Source organism: Planktothricoides sp. SR001 (genome assembly GCF_001276715.1).
Classification (GTDB): Bacteria; Cyanobacteriota; Cyanobacteriia; order Cyanobacteriales; family Laspinemataceae; genus Planktothricoides; species Planktothricoides raciborskii.
In genome coordinates this window covers 253,042-271,380 of sequence record NZ_LIUQ01000003.1, presented here as the reverse complement: position 1 = coordinate 271,380, position 18,339 = coordinate 253,042, and the positions used below count along the sequence as shown (strand labels likewise).

The following is an 18,339-nucleotide window of genomic DNA, read 5'->3' as shown; positions in this document are numbered from 1 at the left end:
AATTAATTATGTTCACCTATTTATCCCCATGTCCGACAGAGTTCTGTGGTAAACAAAAATAGAGAATTGAACCACAAAGACACAAAGAACACAAAGGTTCATTAGAAAAACTGTCATTCCCGCGAAGGCGGGAATCCAAAGCCTATCGGTGGAGAACGAAAAGTGCAATTAATTATGTTCACCTATTTCTTCCTTCGTGTCCTCTGTGCCTTTGTGGTAAAAAAAATAGAGAATTGAACCACAAAGACATAAAGAACACAAAGGTTCATTAGAAAAACTGTCATTCCCGCGAAGGCGGGAATCCAAAGCCTATCGGTGGAGAACGAAAAGTGCAATTAATTATGTTCACCTATTTATCCCCATGTCCGACAGAGTTCTGTGGTAAAAAAAATAGAGAATTGAACCACAAAGACACAAAGAACACAAAGGTTCACCCCAAACTACTTGTCAAGCAGTTTGAGAGCATCTCGCGCTAATTCACATTTAGGATCGCCTTGCTGACAAAATAGTTGTTCAGCTTTTTTCATATCTTCAATCGCTGTTTCTTTATCTCCTAAATAAATATAGGCAATTCCCCGGTTGCCGTAGGCTGCGGCATCTTTAGGGTCAAGGTTGATCGCTTGAGTGAAGTCAGCGATCGCTTTTTCATACTCTTTTCGATTTCTCCAGGCAATTCCCCGGTTGTTGTAGGCTAGGGCATCTTTAGGGTCAAGGTTGATCGCTTGGGTGTAGTCAGCGATCGCTTTTTCATACTCTTTTAGGTTAGCCCAGGCAATTCCCCGGTTGTTGTAGGCTAGGGCATCTTTAGGGTCAAGGTTGATCGCTTGGGTGTAGTCAGCGATCGCTTTTTCATACTCTTTCAGTTCGTACCAGGCATTTCCCCGGTTGTTGTAGGCTGCGGCATATTTAGGGTCAAGGTTGATGGCTTGGTTGTAGTCAGCGATCGCTTTTTCATAATCTTTTAGGTCAGCCCAGGCAATTCCTCGGTTGCTGTAGGCTGCGGCAAGTTTTGGGTCAAGGTTGATGGCTTGGGTATAGTCGGTGATCGCTTTTTGATAGTCTTTGAGGTTACTCCAGGCAAGTCCCCGGTTGCTGTAGGCTGCGGCAAGTTCAGGGTCAAGGTTGATGGCTTGGGTGTAGTCAGCGATCGCTTTTTCATAGTTTTCTCGGTTACTCCAGGCATTTCCCCGGTTGTAGTAGGCAAACAAATGAGGTTTAATTTTTATCGCTTCACTGTAGGCATCAACTGCTTCTGGATAGCGTTTTAATTCACTCAGCCAATCGCCGCGCAGCCCAGAAAGCTTAAAATCCGGTTGCCGACTATGCTTAATGGCTGCATCAATAGATGCCAGGGCTTGAGGATAGTCCTTTAACCGGGCAAAAGCTTCTCCCCGTTCTCGCCATGCTTCGGAGATATTAGATTGAATTTGAATAACTTGATCGAAAGCGGCAATAGCTTCTCGGTATCTTTCCTCCTCTTTCAGGGCTAACCCTTTTCCATACCAAGCGGGATATGACTTCGGCTTAATCTTAATCGCTTGGTCAAAAGCTTTAACCGCTAGTTCATTGAAACTCACCCGCCACAACTGGTTGCCATAGTTTACCCAATTTTCATAACTACCAGTTGCAGAAGGTTTTTCCAAAGTCAATACGGTGGCAATCAAAGAATCTTTCTCTTCTTGTTCAGTTAATTTCCGTGGCGGAACAGTTTCTACTTTCAACCATTCTGATTCAATCCCTGCCTGAGACGCCAAACCGATCAAAGTTCTAATGGGTACTCCCAAACTATAGCCCAACTCTACCTCGTATAAGTCATCTCCCTCAGCCGCAGTGTGAATCCCAATCACTCGCCCCTGGGTATCCAATACCGGTCCACCACTCATACCTTTTTTACTCAAATTGGTGTACACCAACTCATAACCATTGGCTAAGGAAGAAGAATTTTGAACAACAACCGACCCTGCAAACTCACTAAAAGCCAGTCCCGCAGTAAATTCTCGCTGAAAGGGGTTGCCCGGTTGCACTCCGGGCCATCCTGAGAGAAACACCCACTGCTGTTCATCTACTTCTAACTTATACTCAGCCAGAGTTGCGACGGGATAGGTTTGCTGGCTGCTAAACTGCAACACTGCCAAGTCTACTCCCGGAAATAAGGTGACATTGCTATAGTTCACCGGGTAGCGTTTGCCGTCGGGGGTGACTACCTGATACTTGGCTTTTTGTGGCACCACATGGGTAGCAGTAGCGACATAATAGGTAGTGCCATTTTGGGCAATAATCACTCCCGACCCATTGCCTGTTTCCGCTTCAATGCGGACGGTAATTTTAGCTGCTATCTCATCCACCTCTGCCGCTAACCCAGTCAGAGGGGGTTTTTGTTCCGTATTGGGACTAGGAGGAATTAGGGCAGCCACCGGAACCCCCCAACTCAAGCGATTCATCTGTTGCCGCAAGCCATCATCGGGCCGGGAACCGTCCATATAAGTATATGCCTGCTGCAAAATGGGAAAAGCAGCCATGCCATTAATTGCCACCAACTCACCTTGACTACTCAACACCGGGCCACCACTCATCCCCTGCTGAATTTCGCTGCTATAGCCAACTTGATATCCCCCCTGCAAAGCCGGATCCGACAATAACTCCACGATCCCTGGGGCAAAAACCAGCCCATCCCCATCATAAGGAAACCCAGCCGCCAACACCTTATCCCCCACCGTGGGACTATTCCCGGTCTGAGTTGCCACCGGGTAGTCGTTGCTACTGCGAAACTCCAACAAAGCCGCATCTTTCCCGGCAAAATTCTCCACCAACGCCCCACCCTTCAACTCTGCCGGATAAACTTGCCCATCCGGGGTTTCAATGCGGTAGGGCTGTCCGGGGGTGACTACATGGCTATTGGTCAACACCGTATAGACCTGATTTTGGCCATCTCCTCGGCGACTAATCAAGGTTCCCGACCCTCGGTTATCGCCACTCAACACCTTCACGGCGATGGAACGGGCGATTTGTTGTAGCTGTTCCGGGGTATAAACCTGATTAGTCACTGTTGCGGTTGGGGAGGAACAACCACCGAGATATAGGGCTGATGCGGGAATTAGCCATAAGCCCAAGCTAGTTAGGGATGTAATTAGGGATAAAGAATGGCGATGCATGATCTGTATATATATATGTGTATGTTGGTAGCGGATGGGTTGATGACTTCCTTCGTGTCCTCTGTGTCTCTGTGGTAAAAAAAGTGGATTCCCGCATTCGCGGGAATGACAGAGAAAAACGCGGGAATGACAGAACCGTTTACTCAACCGGGGCATTGCGGATAAACTCGTCAATATCAACCTGGATATAAACTTGCGAATTTCCCGAACTATGACGCATTGGCCCCGTAGACCGACCGTTCAAAACTTGCCCCAGTTCTGTGGCAAGTTCCAACCCATTGTCTGTGGGTCGCAAAGTAATCAGTAAATCGGCGCATGGCCCACCATCTTCCAATGCCGTACAAATCACGGGCTGATTGTTCATCGTTCCGTTGGTGATGAAATTCAGGTTTTTATTGTCGTAAGCCATCTGGAAACGAGGAGAAACTTCCTCGCAACGAGATTTTGGATCCCAATCTGACCCGCTAAAGTATTCCGTTGACCAGCGAATAATTGCCCGTTTTTGCCCTCCGGTAAAGGCATAAGTGGTGGGCAACCGCTTGTCCGCCTCTTTGTCATAGCCTTCGAGACAGGTAAACCGTACATTAGCACTAGGATATGTCTTTTGGGCGGTGGATTTATTAGAGAATGCCTGTTGGCTACAAGAGGCAGTTAACAAACAGGCGATCGATACTGCCACCAGAGGTTTAATTTTCATAGTAAGACCTGCTAAATCCTTGTATTACTTTATCAGTTCAGACCTAGGGTGTTGTTCGCGGCAACTTAAGCCTAGACGCACCACACATAACGGATAAGCTAACAACTGTCTTTGTGTCCTCTGTGTCTCTGTGGTAAAAAAAAGTGGATTCCCGCATTCGCGGGAATGACAGAGAATGACGTAGACGTAGGGTGTCGTTCGCGGAAGCTTAAGGCAAAAACAAATAACCTTTATTCCAGCCTAGACGCACCACACACAACGGATAAAGCGGATGATGTCGTTCGCGGGAATGACAGTTGGTGTTATCCGCAGCTATTAGTCACCTACAGCCGAGATCCGGTAATTTCCAGATTCGCCGGATTCAGCCGATCGCGCAATTACCGTATAGTTCCCATCTTCCGGTAAAGTTATCTCAATTTTGGCGTTAGAATCTTGGGTAGAAATATCATCATTGAAGGCTAATTCTTTGCCCTGGCGATCGCGCAATACCAGATAAGGGTCGATTTGATTGCTGGTCATTTCAATGGTGACGGTTTGCCCTTGTTTCCCGGCAATCAAGTAATAGTCTGCATAGGTATTGATGTTTTGGGCTAAGTCCATGTAAGTGCGATCGCCTTCAGCCAAAATGCCCTCAATTGCTACCCCATTTAACGGTAATTTTTGCCCGGATTTATTCATAATTAAAAATAACCCTGCCCCAACTCCTACTGATATGCCCAATATCCCCAATAAAATTAATCCCCAAGGGCGTTTTGGTGGGGGTGGGGGCAGTGGTGATGGTTGCGTTGTTATTGCTGGTTCTAACAAACCTTTGACTGCGGTTAATGCTTCCTTGGCTGTGGCATAGCGTTCTTGATGATTAAACCGCACCATCTTCTCTAAAATATAACCCAAAGCTGGGCTGAATTTTGCCTGATTTTGCCAGACTAATTCATTATTGCTATCGGTTGGTAATTGCTTTAATTCTGAGTAACTAATCCCCGTTAAAGCTTGAATAGCAATAATTCCCACCGCATAAATATCACTGCTTAACTCTGGTTTTCCGATTAATTGTTCCGGTGGGGCATAACCAGGAGTATAAATGACACTCGTGGGATTACTCCCCTGAGTCACCACTTCTTTAACAGCCCCAAAGTCAATCAAAAATAAGCGACTATCTACCGTTCGGAGCATAATATTATTGGGGTTAATATCCCGATGAATTACCTTGTGTTGATGCACAACTTCCAGGGGTTCCAGAATATCGATTAACAGTTGAATTACTTTGTCTTCCTGCCAAGGCTGACCAGGCAATAGTTTATGTAACAAAGTATGTCCCTGAATATAGTCTTGAACCAGATAAAATTCCCCATTTTCCTGTAAATACGCTAATAACCTAGGAATGCAATCGCACTTTTGCCCCAAATTTTGTAAAGCTTTTGCCTCCCTTTCAAACAATTCAAAAGCCTTTTGTAAAGACGCTGGATCTCCTTTTTGGGGATAAAGTTGCTTAACCAAACAATTAGGATGTCCCGGTAGCTTAGTATCTTGGGCAAGATAGGTTTTGCCAAAACCACCTTGGGCTAATTCTTGGGTGATTTGATAGCGATCATCTAATAAGTGTCCAATCATGGGTAATCTAAAAAATACTTGGTTTAGTTAACATTACATTATAACATTACACAGTTATCTGTGTACTATAAATATCCGGCGTAAAATAAAAATGATGAAATATCACCGTGTATCTAGGTTTATGCGGTGATTTTTTTACATTTTTTGTTTTTATGTTACATTAAAACAAATCTTATTGTTAATCTAAACTTTTAATAAATTTTAACAAAAAAATAAAAAAATAGCTAAAATGATTAATATATGGTAAAAAATAATTTATGGTGAAAATTTGGTAGGTAATAATATGGTCACACAATTACAGCCCCAAACCGATACCCAAACCGATGCGGAAATCATTTATCCTGATAGTGACGGACAACCGATCGCCGATAATACCATTCAATTTCGTTGGCTGACAGTAATTCAGTATAATTTAGCCTGGTTATTTGCCGATCGCCCTGATGTTTTTGTGGCCGGAGACTTACTTTGGTATCCGGTAGAAGGGAATAATAAACTACGCCAAGCCCCCGATGTAATGATAGTTTTTGGAGTAGAGAAAAAAGACCGTGGTTCTTATCAGCAGTGGAAAGACAATAATATCAGCCCTCAAGTGGTATTTGAAATTTTGTCTCCGGGCAATACGGCCAAAGAAATGAACCGCAAATTATTCTTTTACAACCGCTATGGGGTAGAAGAATATTATCTCTATGACCCAGACAGCAACCATTTAACTGGATGGCTGCGTTCTGAAGAATGGCTGGATGTGATTGATGAAATTAATGGCTGGGTTTCCCCGCGTCTGGGAATTCGCTTTGAACTTACATCAGATACATTAATATTATATCGTCCAGATGGTCAACCTTTTGCGGATTATATCCAAGTTCAACAACAGTTAGTTGCCGCCGAAAATCGGGCAGCTATTGCTGAGGAACAACTGCAACAAGAACGTCAGGAAAAGGAGATGGCGATCGAACGGGCTAAACGGTTAGGACAGCTACTCCGAGAAGCCGGAATCGATCCTGATAGTAATTCTCCCGCTTAGTTTGTCTATTTGTTCTATATTCCTCATTCCTCTTTGACGTAAATAATCAGGTGCGTTACGGCGGTCAAATACCTATAATTCTTGTTGATTATCAATTGGTTTCTGACCGCCTAACGCACCCTACCTGACTACTTGGTATAATTTAAATTTCCATGAATCAAAAAAACCGATCGCAGATAAAACGCGATCGGTTGAAAAAGAATATAGCGGTTATTATCGGGATTACAGAGGTTTTGTGGATTCCCGCCTGCGCGGGAATGACAGGGTTTTTTTGTACTTCATAACTACAGAGGTTTTCTGGATTCCCGCCTGCGCGGGAATGACAGGGTTTTTTTGTACTTCATAACTCTGACAAGTGCTGTCTATTCTGAATGTCTACAATCAATCTACTGACTAAGAGAACTATGTAAAATCCATTCTTGCAAAATGGGATTAACCAATTCCGGGGCCTCATCTTGAGGACAATGACCTACCCCTGCCAAGGCAATAAACTTTTCTACGGTACGGAACTTAACAAACTGCTTTCCTAATGCGATCGGTTCCCAAGGGTCATCAATCCCCCAAATTACCAACGCGGGACAAGGCAAAATTGGCAATAAATCTTCTGGTAATGGGCCTTGGGAATAGCTAGTAAAAGCCACAAACACATCCACCGCCCCAGGGTCAGCCGCAGGTTTCATCAACAGATCGATCAGTTCATCGGTGACAGCTTCCGATCGCTTATAAGCCTGCCGGAGAACTTTTCGCACTGTTTCCCTGGTCGCAAGCTGCCGAAAAAATAACTGCGCCACCCATTTAACATTGAGAATTTTTTGGGCAATGGGAGCCCCAACGCGGCGATACCAAGGCATTTCCGCCCGTTTTCGGTCATGGAGTAACCGCAAGGAACAATTGAGTAAAGCCACTTTCCGGGCAATTTCGGGATGGGATACTGCCGCTTGCATTACGGCCACACAACCGATAGAATTCCCCACCAGAAAGGCCGAACCACCAACGACTTCCCGGCAAAAATCCGCAATTTGATCGGCCCAAGTTTCAAAGGTATAAGCAATTTCCACTCCTGGAGTGGGTTTAGCCGAACCCCCAAAACCAATCAAATCAATGGCATACACTCGGCAGTGACTTGCCAGGGCGGGGATATTTTTCCGCCAATGTCCCCAGGAGGCGCCGAATCCGTGGACTAAGACTACCCCAGGGCCGGACGACCCCATCTGTTGATAGCAAATATCCCAACCGCGCCAAGTCCAGGTTTTCGCCGGTAAGTTTAAAAGATTAATTTCAGTCTCAGCAGTGACGGTCATTAGCGGTAAAAGGTAATTTTGAAAAGGAAAACAATTGTAATTTGCACTAGGTTGAGCCTAGTATCCTTAACATTTTGTAACAAAATCGGCAATTTTGTTCTTTGTTGTTGGTTGTTGGTTCTTTGTTGTTGGTTCTTTTCTCTGCAAAACGAATATGCTCTCATAGAATAGACAGCAGTGATTTTTTCAGTCTTGGAAAATGGACAACTATCAAAGCCTCTACCAGCAATTACTTAAACTTGATAATCGCAACTATAAAGCTTACAAAGATATTCAAGGTCGATATGAGTTTCCCGATTTTACTCTACATATAGATTATGTTCAGGGAGATCCGTTTGCGGCGCCCAGTAAGTTACGGGTACAGGTGAGTCAGGATATCGCTGGTTTTCCCCCCGAACTGTATCAAAGTAAGAGTCGAGAAGTTGCCCTGCGAGATTACCTGACCCGCGAATTTGCTCGTTGGGCCCAAAAAATGTCAATGCATCGCGGCAGTGGTAAAAGTGGCCAAATTTCCCTAGCCCGGTTGGGGCAAGAAGTGCTCGATCGCACCTCCTGTTTAATCTCCCCTGAATGGATAGAACTGCGGTTTGTGGTGGGACTGCCCGCCAGAGGTAGAACCATTTTGGGGCGTCAAGCGGCAGAAATTCTCTGTGAGGATATCCCTCATATCGTGCAAAACGCCTTAATTTATGCAAAATTGAATGCGGAAACCATCCGAGAACAAGTAGAAACCGTCGAAGATGCGGACTGGCTGCGATCGCAATTATCTAGCCGGGGCTTAGTTGCCTTTATCCCTGATGGGGCTTGCCTTGCCCGACGCAGTGGCGTAGACGATCGCCCTTTACCGGATGCCATCCCCTTTAAAACGCCCCCCACGTTGCGGGTAGAGTTTAACTGTCCCAACCGGGGCAAAGTCACCGGAATGGGTATTCCCCAAGGTGTCACCTTAATTGTTGGTGGGGGATATCATGGCAAGTCAACCTTATTACGGGCGATCGAACTAGGGGTTTATAACCATCTCCCTGGGGATGGTCGGGAATTAATCGTCACCGATCGCACCGCCGTGAAAATCCGGGCAGAAGATGGTCGGGGAGTATGCGGTGTGGACATTTCCCCCTTTATTAATCAACTACCCCAAGGGCAATCCACCAAAGAATTTTCCACCACCAATGCATCGGGCAGTACCTCCCAAGCGGCCAATATTATGGAAGCCCTGGAAGCGGGGACAAAACTATTACTCCTCGATGAAGATACCTCCGCCACAAACTTTATGATTCGCGATCGCCGGATGCAGTCGTTAATCAGCAAAGACAAAGAACCGATTACCCCATTTATCGATAAAGTCCAGCAACTCCTCAAAGGTCATGGAGTTTCCACCATTCTGGTCATGGGGGGCAGTGGCGACTATTTTGATGTAGCGGATACCGTAGTGGCAATGGATAATTACATAAGCGATGATGTCACGGAAAAAGCCCGACTGGTCGCCCAAGAAATCGCCACAGGTCGTCAGTCGGAAGGGGGCAAACAGTTTGGCCAAATTACCCCCCGCATTCCTATCCCAAATAGTCTCGATCCCAGTCGGGGTAAGCGGGATGTCCGGTTAAAAGTCCGGGATATCGATGAGGTAGCTTTTGGCACCGAAGATATTGACCTAGGGGCAGTGGAACAAATTGTCAGCAGAGATCAACTGCGGGCGATCGCCTTAGCAATGGTTTACGCCAAACAGCACTATATCAATGGCAAAAAAACCCTCCCAGAAATCCTCAATGCGGTCATGGTCGATATTCAGACCCAAGGCTTAGATATTTTAGCCCCCAACCCCCAAGGGGACTTAGCCCTATTTCGCCCCCTGGAATTAGCCGCTGCCCTCAATCGTCTGCGAACCTTACAAGTTGTAGTTAGGCAAACGCCGTAACGCACCGAAAAAACTTGATTCGTAGCACCGAAAAAACCGGACAAATTGTAGGGTGCGTTAGCGAAGCGTAACGCACCGAAAAAACCTTTCGTTCAAAGGCGCTGCTCAAGGGCGCCTTTGATGACTCTTTGCCCAAAAAGTCATCAAAAGCACAAAAAAAGTGATTTTGTCAAGTATAATGCTGCACTTTTATGCAAACATAGAATAAAATCAATGCATTATAATCATGTTTTCTGATCGAGTGTAACTAAATATACGAAATTACTAGAGCAATGCCGTAAACTAAAGCATTATTAATTGGCTTTAATTGTAATCTTTTAGCTACTACTTTAGCTAATAAGTTTACGGGCAGAAATAAATGCACCACAGACCCCATGAGAAGAAAAGCTGTCATTCCCGCGAAGGCGGGAATCCAAGGATTTACGGTGGGGAACGAAAAGTGCAATTAATTATGTTCACCTAATTATTTTATAATCTTCAAATTTTCCAGCGATTATTTTTATTTTTACTTCTTATTTTAATCTAACATATCCCTATAAATTTGAATGTTTAATGATAGTAATCCTCACGTTAACTTAGGTCACATTAATCTAATTGCCAGTCAATACTTATGCTTAACTATTGTTTTTTATTGGTTAAAATTATAGGAATTACGCAAATCTAGAATTTAATCACTATATATATGGTGGGCAATGCCCACCCTACATATAGATTAGCTGCCTAAGTCCTGAATTAGATAAAAATACCGATAATAAATGCAATTATCTCTAAGCATTATTGACCCTTAAAATACTGCATACAACGTCATCAAGGAATCCAGAATAACCTCAGAAATACTATGAATGAGAATCAATGCTTGGGTAAAGTACACTTAGTGGGCGCAGGTCCCGGAGATCCGGGCTTATTCACAATCAAAGGGAAAACCCTTTTAGAATGTGCGGATGTGGTGGTTTATGATGCCCTGGTTAGCCCGCAAATTTTGGCCATGATTAATCCCAATGCCGAACAAATTCATGCAGGCAAACGGCGGGGATTTCATACAATGGATCAGCAAGAAATTACGCAATTGCTGATAGAAAAAGCCCATGAACACGCCATTGTGGTTCGACTCAAAGGCGGCGATCCTTTTGTGTTTGGTCGTGGGGGCGAAGAAATGCAAGATTTGTTAGCAGCAGGTGTTTCGGTGGAAGTCGTCCCCGGAGTCACCGCAGGAATTGCCGCCCCAGCTTATGCGGGCATTCCTTTAACTCATCGAGATTATAGTTCTTCTGTTACTTTTGTCACGGGTCACGAGGCAGCAGGGAAATATCGCCCGGAAGTGAATTGGCAGGCGATCGCCCACGGTTCGGAAACCATTGTCGTTTATATGGGAGTTCACAACCTGCCCTATATCGTCAGTGAATTAACCGCAGCGGGTTTAAGTCCAGAAACTCCCGTGGCCCTGGTTCGTTGGGGCACCCGTCCCGAACAAGAAGAACTGATCGGCACATTAGGGGCGATCGCGCAGCAAGTCGAAGCTACCGGGTTTACTTCCCCAGCGATCGTGGTTATCGGTCATGTAGTCAACTTGCATGAAACATTAAGCCAATGTCGTCCAGTGGTGTTTGGTTGAAGTAGCAAAATGTAGGGTGTGTTAGGCTGGCGATTAACTTTGACATAAACAATTAACCTCTATTCCAGCCGTAACGCACCATACGGAGGGTGTAGGGTGTAGGGTGTAGGGTGTGTTAGGCTGGCGATTAACTTTGACATAAACAATTAACCTCTATTCCAGCCGTAACGCACCATACGGAGGGTGTAGGGTGTAGGGTGTAGGGAAGAGTGAATAGTGAATAGTGAATAGTGAATAGTGAATAGTGAATAGTGATATTTAGGCATAGCTTTTCACTTGTACGGGCGAATGGCCATTCGCCCCTACGACTTTTCACTTCTCCCCAGGGTGTAGGGTGTAGGGTGTGTTAGGCTGGCAAGTAACTTGAGAAAAAACAATCAACCTCTATTCCAGCCGTAACGCACCACAGGCGGGCAATTCATACCCAAAATTAGCCAAAATTACCCAAAATTACCCAACGCTAACCAAAACCTGAGTCCCTTCAATTTTGGCTGAATAACTGGCTAATGCTTCAGTCGCAGGCGCATTAGTCGCTTTGCCATCTAAAGCAAATTTAGCCCCGTGGCAAGGACAGGAAAACTCAGAAGCCTCACCTTTCCATTCCACTTTGCAGCCATTGTGAGTGCATGAAGCATTCAGGGCGACTAAAGTTTCGGTGCTTTGTGGGTTACGGACCACAATCACCTCGGTGTCCGCAACCTTATTCAATAAGAAACCTTTTTGATCCAATTCCGCCACTGACCCCACTGCCACAAACTCATCAGCGGTGGCCACGGTTTCTGGGGCTGGAGGTGCAGCGGCGTTGCCAGCAGATGTATTGTCCGTGGATCCGGACTCAGAAGTTTGTGAACAAGCGGCGATCGCTACCGGCAAAGAACTCGCGATCGCACCTACTCCCATCCAGCCTAAAAAAGAACGACGTTTCATAATTGTTGTTTGTTGTTTGTTGGTTGTTGGGTAGGGATTCTTTGGTTGTTGGTTGGGGAACAGGGAACAGGGAACAGGGAACAGGGAACAGGGAACGGAGAACCGGAAGGGGTGCAGGGGTGCAGGGGTGTTCTTTTTCGCCTCTGCTCCAGAAGCTCCTCTGCTCGATTGGCGGCCCCTCTGCCCCAGGATATTACCAATTAGCCATAAGCCAACAACTTAGGCAATATCGTAAGATTTCGACTTTAGAATTAAACTTAGCACAAACCAAAATGTTGTTTGAGCCCAAAAATCCGGGTTGCTTAACTCGAAACCTTATGTACCAAAAAATACTATTTCCCTTAATCGAAATTCCCCGAAAAGCCTTACGGGGGGCGCTGCGATTCCGCAAGGGCGGACGCGAAAGCGAATCGCACTTTTGGCTAAAGGGGCTAAAGGGGCTAAAGTGGCTAAAGTGGCTAAAATTTATCGGACTATTCTCGATCTGCTGTTTCCTGGTGGTTAGCTGCGGTCAACCCCAACCACAAAGCCGCACCACTGACCCCAATCGCATTACCATCGGCACCACGGAGAAACTTCGCACCATAGATCCAGCAGATGCCTATGAAATTGCCTCTGGAACCTTCCTATATAATATGGGCGATCGGCTTTACACCTACAAAACCGGCACCACAGAAATTATCCCCCAACTAGCCACCGAACTGCCGAAAATTAGCCCAGACGGGAAAACTTACACCATTCCCATTCGCCAAGGGGTCAAATTCCACGACGGTACAGCCTTCAACGCTGAAGCAATGGCCTTTTCCCTGCGACGCTTTGCGGAAAATGGCGGATCGCCCAGTTCTTTATTATCAGGAATCATGGAATCCGTTGCAGCCACGGGGGAAAATGAGCTTACGATTACCTTGAAAAAACCCTTTGCGGCCTTTACTGCTTTGTTAACATTTCCCGGACTTTGTGCGGTATCGCCCCAGGCTTATGAAATTGGCCAAGGTAAATTTAAATCAGACAGTTTTATTGGCACTGGACCCTATAAATTAGCCAGCTATGGAACCGATTCAATTAAATTAGAAGCTAATCCAGATTATTGGGGCGAAAAACCCGTTAATCAAGGGGTTGATATTCAGCAGTTTTCTAGTACAGCCAATGTTTACAACGCTTTTCTTACCGGGGCGATCGACCTGACTTACGGCACTTTAGACTTAGATCAAATTGCTAACTTAGAATCCCAAGCCGCGAGTAAAGGTTGGCAGGTAATTTCTGGTCGCAGCAATGGGATTTATGTGTTAACCATGAATCAGAAAAATGCGTCATTAGCTAAACTAGAAGTCAGACAAGCGATCGCTTCTTTAATTAACCGGCCACTATTTCAAAATCGAGTATTTCGCGGCCAAATCGAACCGCTTTACAGCTTAATTCCCACCACCCTAACGGAATTTTATCAGCCGGTTTTTCAAGAAAAATATGGGGATGGGGACATTGCCAAAGTAAAAGCAGCCTTAGAAAAAGCGGGATATTCTGCCCAAAATCCTCTGAAATTAGAAATTTGGTATCGGTCAAATCTGAAAAGTAATGGCGATGTGGCAATGACGATCAAAGCTTTTGCCGAACAGGAATTAGGTGGCGCGATCGCCATTGAACTGAAAAGCGTAGAATCTGCTACCGCTTACAACAATTTGGACAAAGGAGTATATCCGATGTTCATCCTCGATTGGAGTCCAGACTTTTTAGATCCAGATAACTACATTCAACCCTTTTTATCTTGCAGCAAAGGGTCAGCCACCACCGGCTGTGAATCGGGAGAAAGTCAACTTTGGGGCTCGTTTTATTACAGCGATCGGGTCAATGAACTCATTGCCCAACAACGTCAAGAACAAAACCCCGAAAAACGGCAACAAATCTTCAGCGAAATCCAACAAATCCTCGCCCAAGACATCCCATTTATCCCACTTTGGCAAGGAAAAGCATATATCTTTGCCCAAAAAAATCTCCAAAATGTCATCCTAGAACCCACCCAAAGAACCCCATTTTGGACAATTAGTAAACAATAAATGGCAAAATTCTAAAAATCCCCCCTTTTTACGGGGGTTTGGGGCGATCGCTTTTTCCCAAGCATCAAAGAAACCGGGTTTCTGTTGTGAATATCAAGAGTTATCTGTGAAATGCGAGAAAGAAACCCGGTTTCTGGGGTTCTGGGGTGGCTGTTGGGAGAAAGAAACCGGGTTTCTTTTGTGAATATCAGGAGTTATCTGTGGGATGCAAAAAAGAAACCCGGTTTCTAAGTCAGTAAATTTCTTTCTTGTTTTAATTGTTGGATAATACATTTCAGTTCTTGATTGACCTCCTCAATATTGCTACAATTGCTATTGCAATAAAAGATATTTTGCAGGAATTGGTCTAGGAGGCGATCGGGCAATTCATCCCTCAAATCAGCCCCAATATCCGCCCGGTAAGCGCCCTGACTTATTGAACAATTATCAATACATAAAATAGTGAATGGTTGGGGACTTTCCAGGTATGATTGATATAGCTGGATTAGCCAGATACGAGTTTCATTGCTAGTTGCATTAAAGCGAATTAGCAATTGATTGGAAAAATCTTTTAATGAGGCATTTTCTGGGTTAGATAAAATATTCATTTGTTCTGTTATACTCGTAAAAAATAATAAGAAAATGCCAAGAAAAATCTTGGCATTTTACTTACTTAAATGAACCACTCGCGCCCGTCGTTACGAATTAGAGCAAGAGCCTCTGCGGGCAATTCCCCGCCAGCTTCATACTGGGAAATAGGGCTAAAAGTGTCCCGTTTCCAAGCCTCAACAATGGGGGTAATCAGCCGCCACGTTTCTACCCCAAAATCAGGCGAAGAAGCCAAAGACTTATCGCCGCGCATAGCATCAAGCAACAAACGAGTGTGTCCATCGACGCTAGGCTCTAAATTAATCCCGCCTAAGACCGATTCAAGCTCAAAGCCCGCACCAGGAGTCTTGAGAATAAAGGGCATTTCCACCTTATTTTTCACCACATCAAAAGTGATTTTGGTAGACCCCAATGGACTCAAAGAGTGGAACTCGATGACTACCTTGGTTTGCTTGGTTTGACCTACCCGTTTACCGGACATTAGGTAGATAGGAACACCAAACCATTTTTCGGTATTTGAGAATACCTTGGCCGCGAAAAACGTCTCTGTCCGGTATTGCTCTCCTGCCTCTTCTAAGAAACCAGGAACCGGCTGACCGGCGATAAAACCCTTACCATATTGGGCGCGAACTGCGGAAGCAATTTGGCATTTTGATAGGGCTTCAACTTGACGTTCGGTAATGGCTTCTTTGGTCAGGTTATTAGGCGAAGGAGCATCCATTAATACCAAACTCAACCAATTCGCGACGTGCTGGGCCATGTCCTGATGGCTTCCGACGCTGAGGAAGTATTCTCGGCCTTCAAAACCGACTGTTTCGGTATAGATAATTTGGATACTGGCAACCCAATCTCGGCTGAGAATAGCCCGGAAAAATGGGTTGAGGTGCAGGGTCAACAGGAGACGGCTCATCATCTTTGCTAATGAGTGGTCAGCCACATAAACCTGTTGAGATTTCAGTTTCATAGAACCCTCTTATTTTTGAGATTTGTAGGGGCGAAGCATGACCGCAGATATTTCTTGGTTAAAATAGAAATTTAATCCGGTCATGGTTCGCCCTGGCTAACTGTTAAAACTAGGCAACAGCGGGAATCAATTCACTTTCAAGGAGTTCCTTGAGTTCCAGCGCCCCCTGATAGCTTGCCCCGAACGGCTTGTCGATAAAAACAATGTTTTTATCTGGGTCATCAAGCATCCCGTTTTCAGCTAAATTGAGAATGACTGTTTTTAATAGCTGGGGGGGGAGTGACAGTATGAAAAGCCGTCGCCCTTCGGTTTGCCGTTCCTCATCGAGTTTTTGCAGAAACGCTTTGAGGTCTGGATAACTGCTAGAATCGTTAACGTCTCCCGGTTTGAAGAAAATCGACTCTTCTAAACCTAAAGCCGCCCATTCTTCATCGGACTTAATCCCCGTTCCTTTACGGATATGGGCTTTAACGTCGGCTTCTGTCCACTTCTTCCCTTTCCATTCCTGGGGTGCTACACCGACAATGGCGGTTTGGGGGTGAACTAGCTTTTGTTGCCAAGCTTTTGCTAAACCAGGTGAATACATGGTCTCCGTAGCATCACCTGTGACACCCTTGAGTACCAGTAGCCAAGGTTCATTGATTCTGATAGAATCAAAGTCCATATTTGACCTCCGAATTATGTAATTTTCAAGGTTCGATAGAGTGTTTTCTACTCTGGAAATAGCTTACTGTTACTACTCTTTAAACTGAATCAACTTTCGTTGGTGTTGTTTATGGAGGCTGCTAGTAAGAGAGTGTTTTCTACTCTGGAACTAGCCTATCAAGTCTATTCTTTAAACTGAATCAACTTTCGTTGGTGTTGTTTAGAGAACTTGCTAGTAATAGAGTGTTTTTAACTCTCTATAACTCCATTAAAATTCCTATTCTTTAAACGTGCATCCAACGTTCGTTGGGGTTATTTATGGAAGTTGTACCAACGCTCGTTGGTTGACTAACTGAAAAATTTGTGTCACTCATAAGGAGGATGAAAAAAATGACCCTTTGTTCTGATTGTGTGGAGGTTCAAAAGATTTTAGATATAGATATAGAACGCCTAATCAAAGAGTTAGGCAATCAAAAGGGTGGTGACAACCTTTCCGACCAAGAACAGCGCTACTTATGCTTGTCACTTTTAGGAAATACGCCTATGGACATAGCTAAACTAGATTATTACGATAGGTGTCGTTATGATTTACAACGAAATCATCCTAATTTAACCGCCGAAGAACTGGAAGCAGCCGTTAAAAAAGAACTCCAAAAGAAGGCCAGTCAAAATATTAGACCTTATCTGTCAACAACTATCAATAGCTATGTTAAGAATTTGATGGGTGTCATAGAGATGCCGTCTTGGTCAGGGCTCATGTATTTTTTAAAGCAGAACGGCTACACAATGATTGATTTGTCTGGAGAAAGCAAGAAAAGAATAACAATTAGTTTGGGTGGTCAACCGAGCGATTCAGCTATTGTTGAGCTATTGCGAATCTTAAAGCTAAACAATCCCAATATATCCATAGTTTTTGAAATTAAAGGAGATGAACAAAATGACTAAGTTAATTTTAGAGGGCAATGAAAACGCCTTAGCTCAGATTAGGGCTTTATTTGCATCAGGAGAATTAGAGGAAATATTAGGAGTTCCTGTTTTAGGAATTGATACGGTTTTTGAGGTTCAAACCGCGCAACCACCCTTAACTCAAGTTAATCATTTAACCCAATGGTTTGACAATATTTTTGCAATCGGTTGGCAATCGGTGGGAGAATTGCTGACTACTCGACAGTTAGCACCTGCTCATTTTGGTCAATCAATCCAACGGGCTAAAAGCATCGATTTAATCACTGATATGGTGAATCTCGTTGTCAGCTTAAACCGTGAAAATGCGGATAACGTTATCGTTAATCTGAAAGTTTTTCCCACAACCAGTCCTAATTTACCTGCCAATCTCAAATTAATTATTTTAGCAGAAGGGGAAATCTTTAAAGAAGTGACCAGCGACACTGCGGATCAATTGATTCAGTGTGAGTTTGATGCGGAACCGGGGGGTGAGTTTGGGGTAAAATTGGCTTTGGGTGATGCGGAAATCACTGAAGATTTTGTGGTGTAAACAGATGTAATTATTAGGGGGTTAAAATCGGAATCAATATGAGGATCGGGAGTTAGTGGTGTTTTTTCAGCATGAATAAAATAACCTTTCAGTGGGATCAGCAAAAAAACAAAATTAATCAAGAAAAGCATGGCATTTCTTTTGAAGAAGCTGAATCGGTTTTCTTTGATGATTATGCGGTTCAATTTTGGGATGAAGCACATTCGCAAGATGAAGAACGTTTTTTGCTTTTAGGCTTAAGCTCTAAAATGAGAATATTACTGATAGTGCATTGTTTTAGAGAAGAAGATTCTATCATTAGAATCATATCAGCCAGAAAAGCTACTAAAAACGAAAGTAAAGAATATAGGAGATAAACCA

General features: G+C 44.4%; 16 protein-coding genes. 7 read left to right on the top strand and 9 right to left on the bottom strand.

Annotated elements, in window-relative coordinates; all coding sequences use genetic code 11:
- Positions 1-440 precede the first annotated feature (440 nt).
- From AM228_RS03455 to AM228_RS03445, 3 genes are all read right to left on the bottom strand, one after another.
- Positions 441-3,152, bottom strand: coding sequence for a tetratricopeptide repeat protein (locus AM228_RS03455; protein WP_054464686.1), 2,712 nt, complete (start codon positions 3,150-3,152; stop codon positions 441-443).
- Between the two features lie 139 nt (positions 3,153-3,291).
- A complete protein-coding gene (locus AM228_RS03450) occupies positions 3,292-3,849 on the bottom strand; it encodes a COP23 domain-containing protein (protein WP_054464685.1) in 558 nt (185 codons plus the stop codon).
- A 315-nt stretch (positions 3,850-4,164) separates the two neighbouring features.
- Positions 4,165-5,460 (bottom strand): protein kinase, encoded by a 1,296-nt coding sequence (locus tag AM228_RS03445; protein ID WP_054464684.1) that lies wholly within the window; start codon positions 5,458-5,460, stop codon positions 4,165-4,167.
- 283 nt (positions 5,461-5,743) lie between these two features.
- Between AM228_RS03445 and AM228_RS03440 the strand changes: the two genes are divergently transcribed.
- Entirely contained in the window at positions 5,744-6,481 is a 738-nt protein-coding gene (locus AM228_RS03440; protein ID WP_054464683.1) for a Uma2 family endonuclease, read from the top strand.
- A 386-nt stretch (positions 6,482-6,867) separates the two neighbouring features.
- Here the strand turns inward: AM228_RS03440 and AM228_RS03435 are convergent, their stop codons facing one another.
- Positions 6,868-7,782 carry an alpha/beta fold hydrolase gene (locus AM228_RS03435; protein ID WP_054464682.1) on the bottom strand — a complete coding sequence of 305 codons (915 nt, stop codon included), beginning with the start codon at positions 7,780-7,782 and terminating at the stop codon, positions 6,868-6,870.
- A 199-nt stretch (positions 7,783-7,981) separates the two neighbouring features.
- Here AM228_RS03435 and AM228_RS03430 point away from each other — a divergent pair, with 199 nt between their 5' ends.
- Positions 7,982-9,697: an ABC-ATPase domain-containing protein gene (locus tag AM228_RS03430; RefSeq protein WP_054464681.1), complete on the top strand. Its 1,716-nt coding sequence runs from the start codon at positions 7,982-7,984 to the stop codon at positions 9,695-9,697.
- Positions 9,698-9,944: 247 nt separating this feature from the next.
- On the opposite strand, the gene AM228_RS31740 is transcribed toward AM228_RS03430, so the two are convergent.
- A complete protein-coding gene (locus tag AM228_RS31740; protein WP_156331505.1) occupies positions 9,945-10,142 on the bottom strand; it encodes a hypothetical protein in 198 nt (65 codons plus the stop codon).
- Between the two features lie 393 nt (positions 10,143-10,535).
- Between AM228_RS31740 and cobA the strand changes: the two genes are divergently transcribed.
- Positions 10,536-11,309, top strand: coding sequence for a uroporphyrinogen-III C-methyltransferase (cobA, locus tag AM228_RS03425; RefSeq protein WP_054464680.1), 774 nt, complete (start codon positions 10,536-10,538; stop codon positions 11,307-11,309).
- 450 nt (positions 11,310-11,759) lie between these two features.
- On the opposite strand, the gene AM228_RS03420 is transcribed toward cobA, so the two are convergent.
- Positions 11,760-12,236, bottom strand: a complete 477-nt coding sequence (locus AM228_RS03420) for a ubiquinol-cytochrome c reductase iron-sulfur subunit (protein ID WP_054464679.1) — start codon at positions 12,234-12,236, stop codon at positions 11,760-11,762.
- Between the two features lie 317 nt (positions 12,237-12,553).
- Here AM228_RS03420 and AM228_RS03415 point away from each other — a divergent pair, with 317 nt between their 5' ends.
- The gene (locus AM228_RS03415) at positions 12,554-14,287 is read left to right on the top strand and encodes an ABC transporter substrate-binding protein (protein ID WP_082348728.1); all 1,734 of its coding nucleotides are present in this window, start codon (positions 12,554-12,556) and stop codon (positions 14,285-14,287) included.
- Between the two features lie 227 nt (positions 14,288-14,514).
- On the opposite strand, the gene AM228_RS03410 is transcribed toward AM228_RS03415, so the two are convergent.
- The 3 genes from AM228_RS03410 to AM228_RS03400 all read right to left on the bottom strand — a co-directional run bounded on the left by AM228_RS03410 (position 14,515) and on the right by AM228_RS03400 (position 16,503).
- A complete protein-coding gene (locus AM228_RS03410) occupies positions 14,515-14,874 on the bottom strand; it encodes a hypothetical protein (RefSeq protein ID WP_054464678.1) in 360 nt (119 codons plus the stop codon).
- Positions 14,875-14,939: 65 nt separating this feature from the next.
- Positions 14,940-15,839: a hypothetical protein gene (locus tag AM228_RS03405; RefSeq protein ID WP_054464677.1), complete on the bottom strand. Its 900-nt coding sequence runs from the start codon at positions 15,837-15,839 to the stop codon at positions 14,940-14,942.
- A 109-nt stretch (positions 15,840-15,948) separates the two neighbouring features.
- Complete coding sequence (locus AM228_RS03400; protein WP_054464676.1) at positions 15,949-16,503, bottom strand: hypothetical protein; 555 nt, start codon at positions 16,501-16,503, stop codon at positions 15,949-15,951.
- Positions 16,504-16,874: 371 nt separating this feature from the next.
- Here AM228_RS03400 and AM228_RS03395 point away from each other — a divergent pair, with 371 nt between their 5' ends.
- From AM228_RS03395 to AM228_RS03385, 3 genes are all read left to right on the top strand, one after another.
- The gene (locus AM228_RS03395; protein ID WP_156331504.1) at positions 16,875-17,429 is read left to right on the top strand and encodes a hypothetical protein; all 555 of its coding nucleotides are present in this window, start codon (positions 16,875-16,877) and stop codon (positions 17,427-17,429) included.
- A complete protein-coding gene (locus AM228_RS03390; RefSeq protein ID WP_054464674.1) occupies positions 17,422-17,979 on the top strand; it encodes a DUF1822 family protein in 558 nt (185 codons plus the stop codon). The genes AM228_RS03395 and AM228_RS03390 overlap by 8 nt, the downstream gene beginning before the upstream one ends.
- Positions 17,980-18,050: 71 nt before the next feature.
- Entirely contained in the window at positions 18,051-18,335 is a 285-nt protein-coding gene (locus tag AM228_RS03385) for a BrnT family toxin (protein ID WP_054464673.1), read from the top strand.
- The last annotated feature ends 4 nt before the right edge of the window (positions 18,336-18,339 follow it).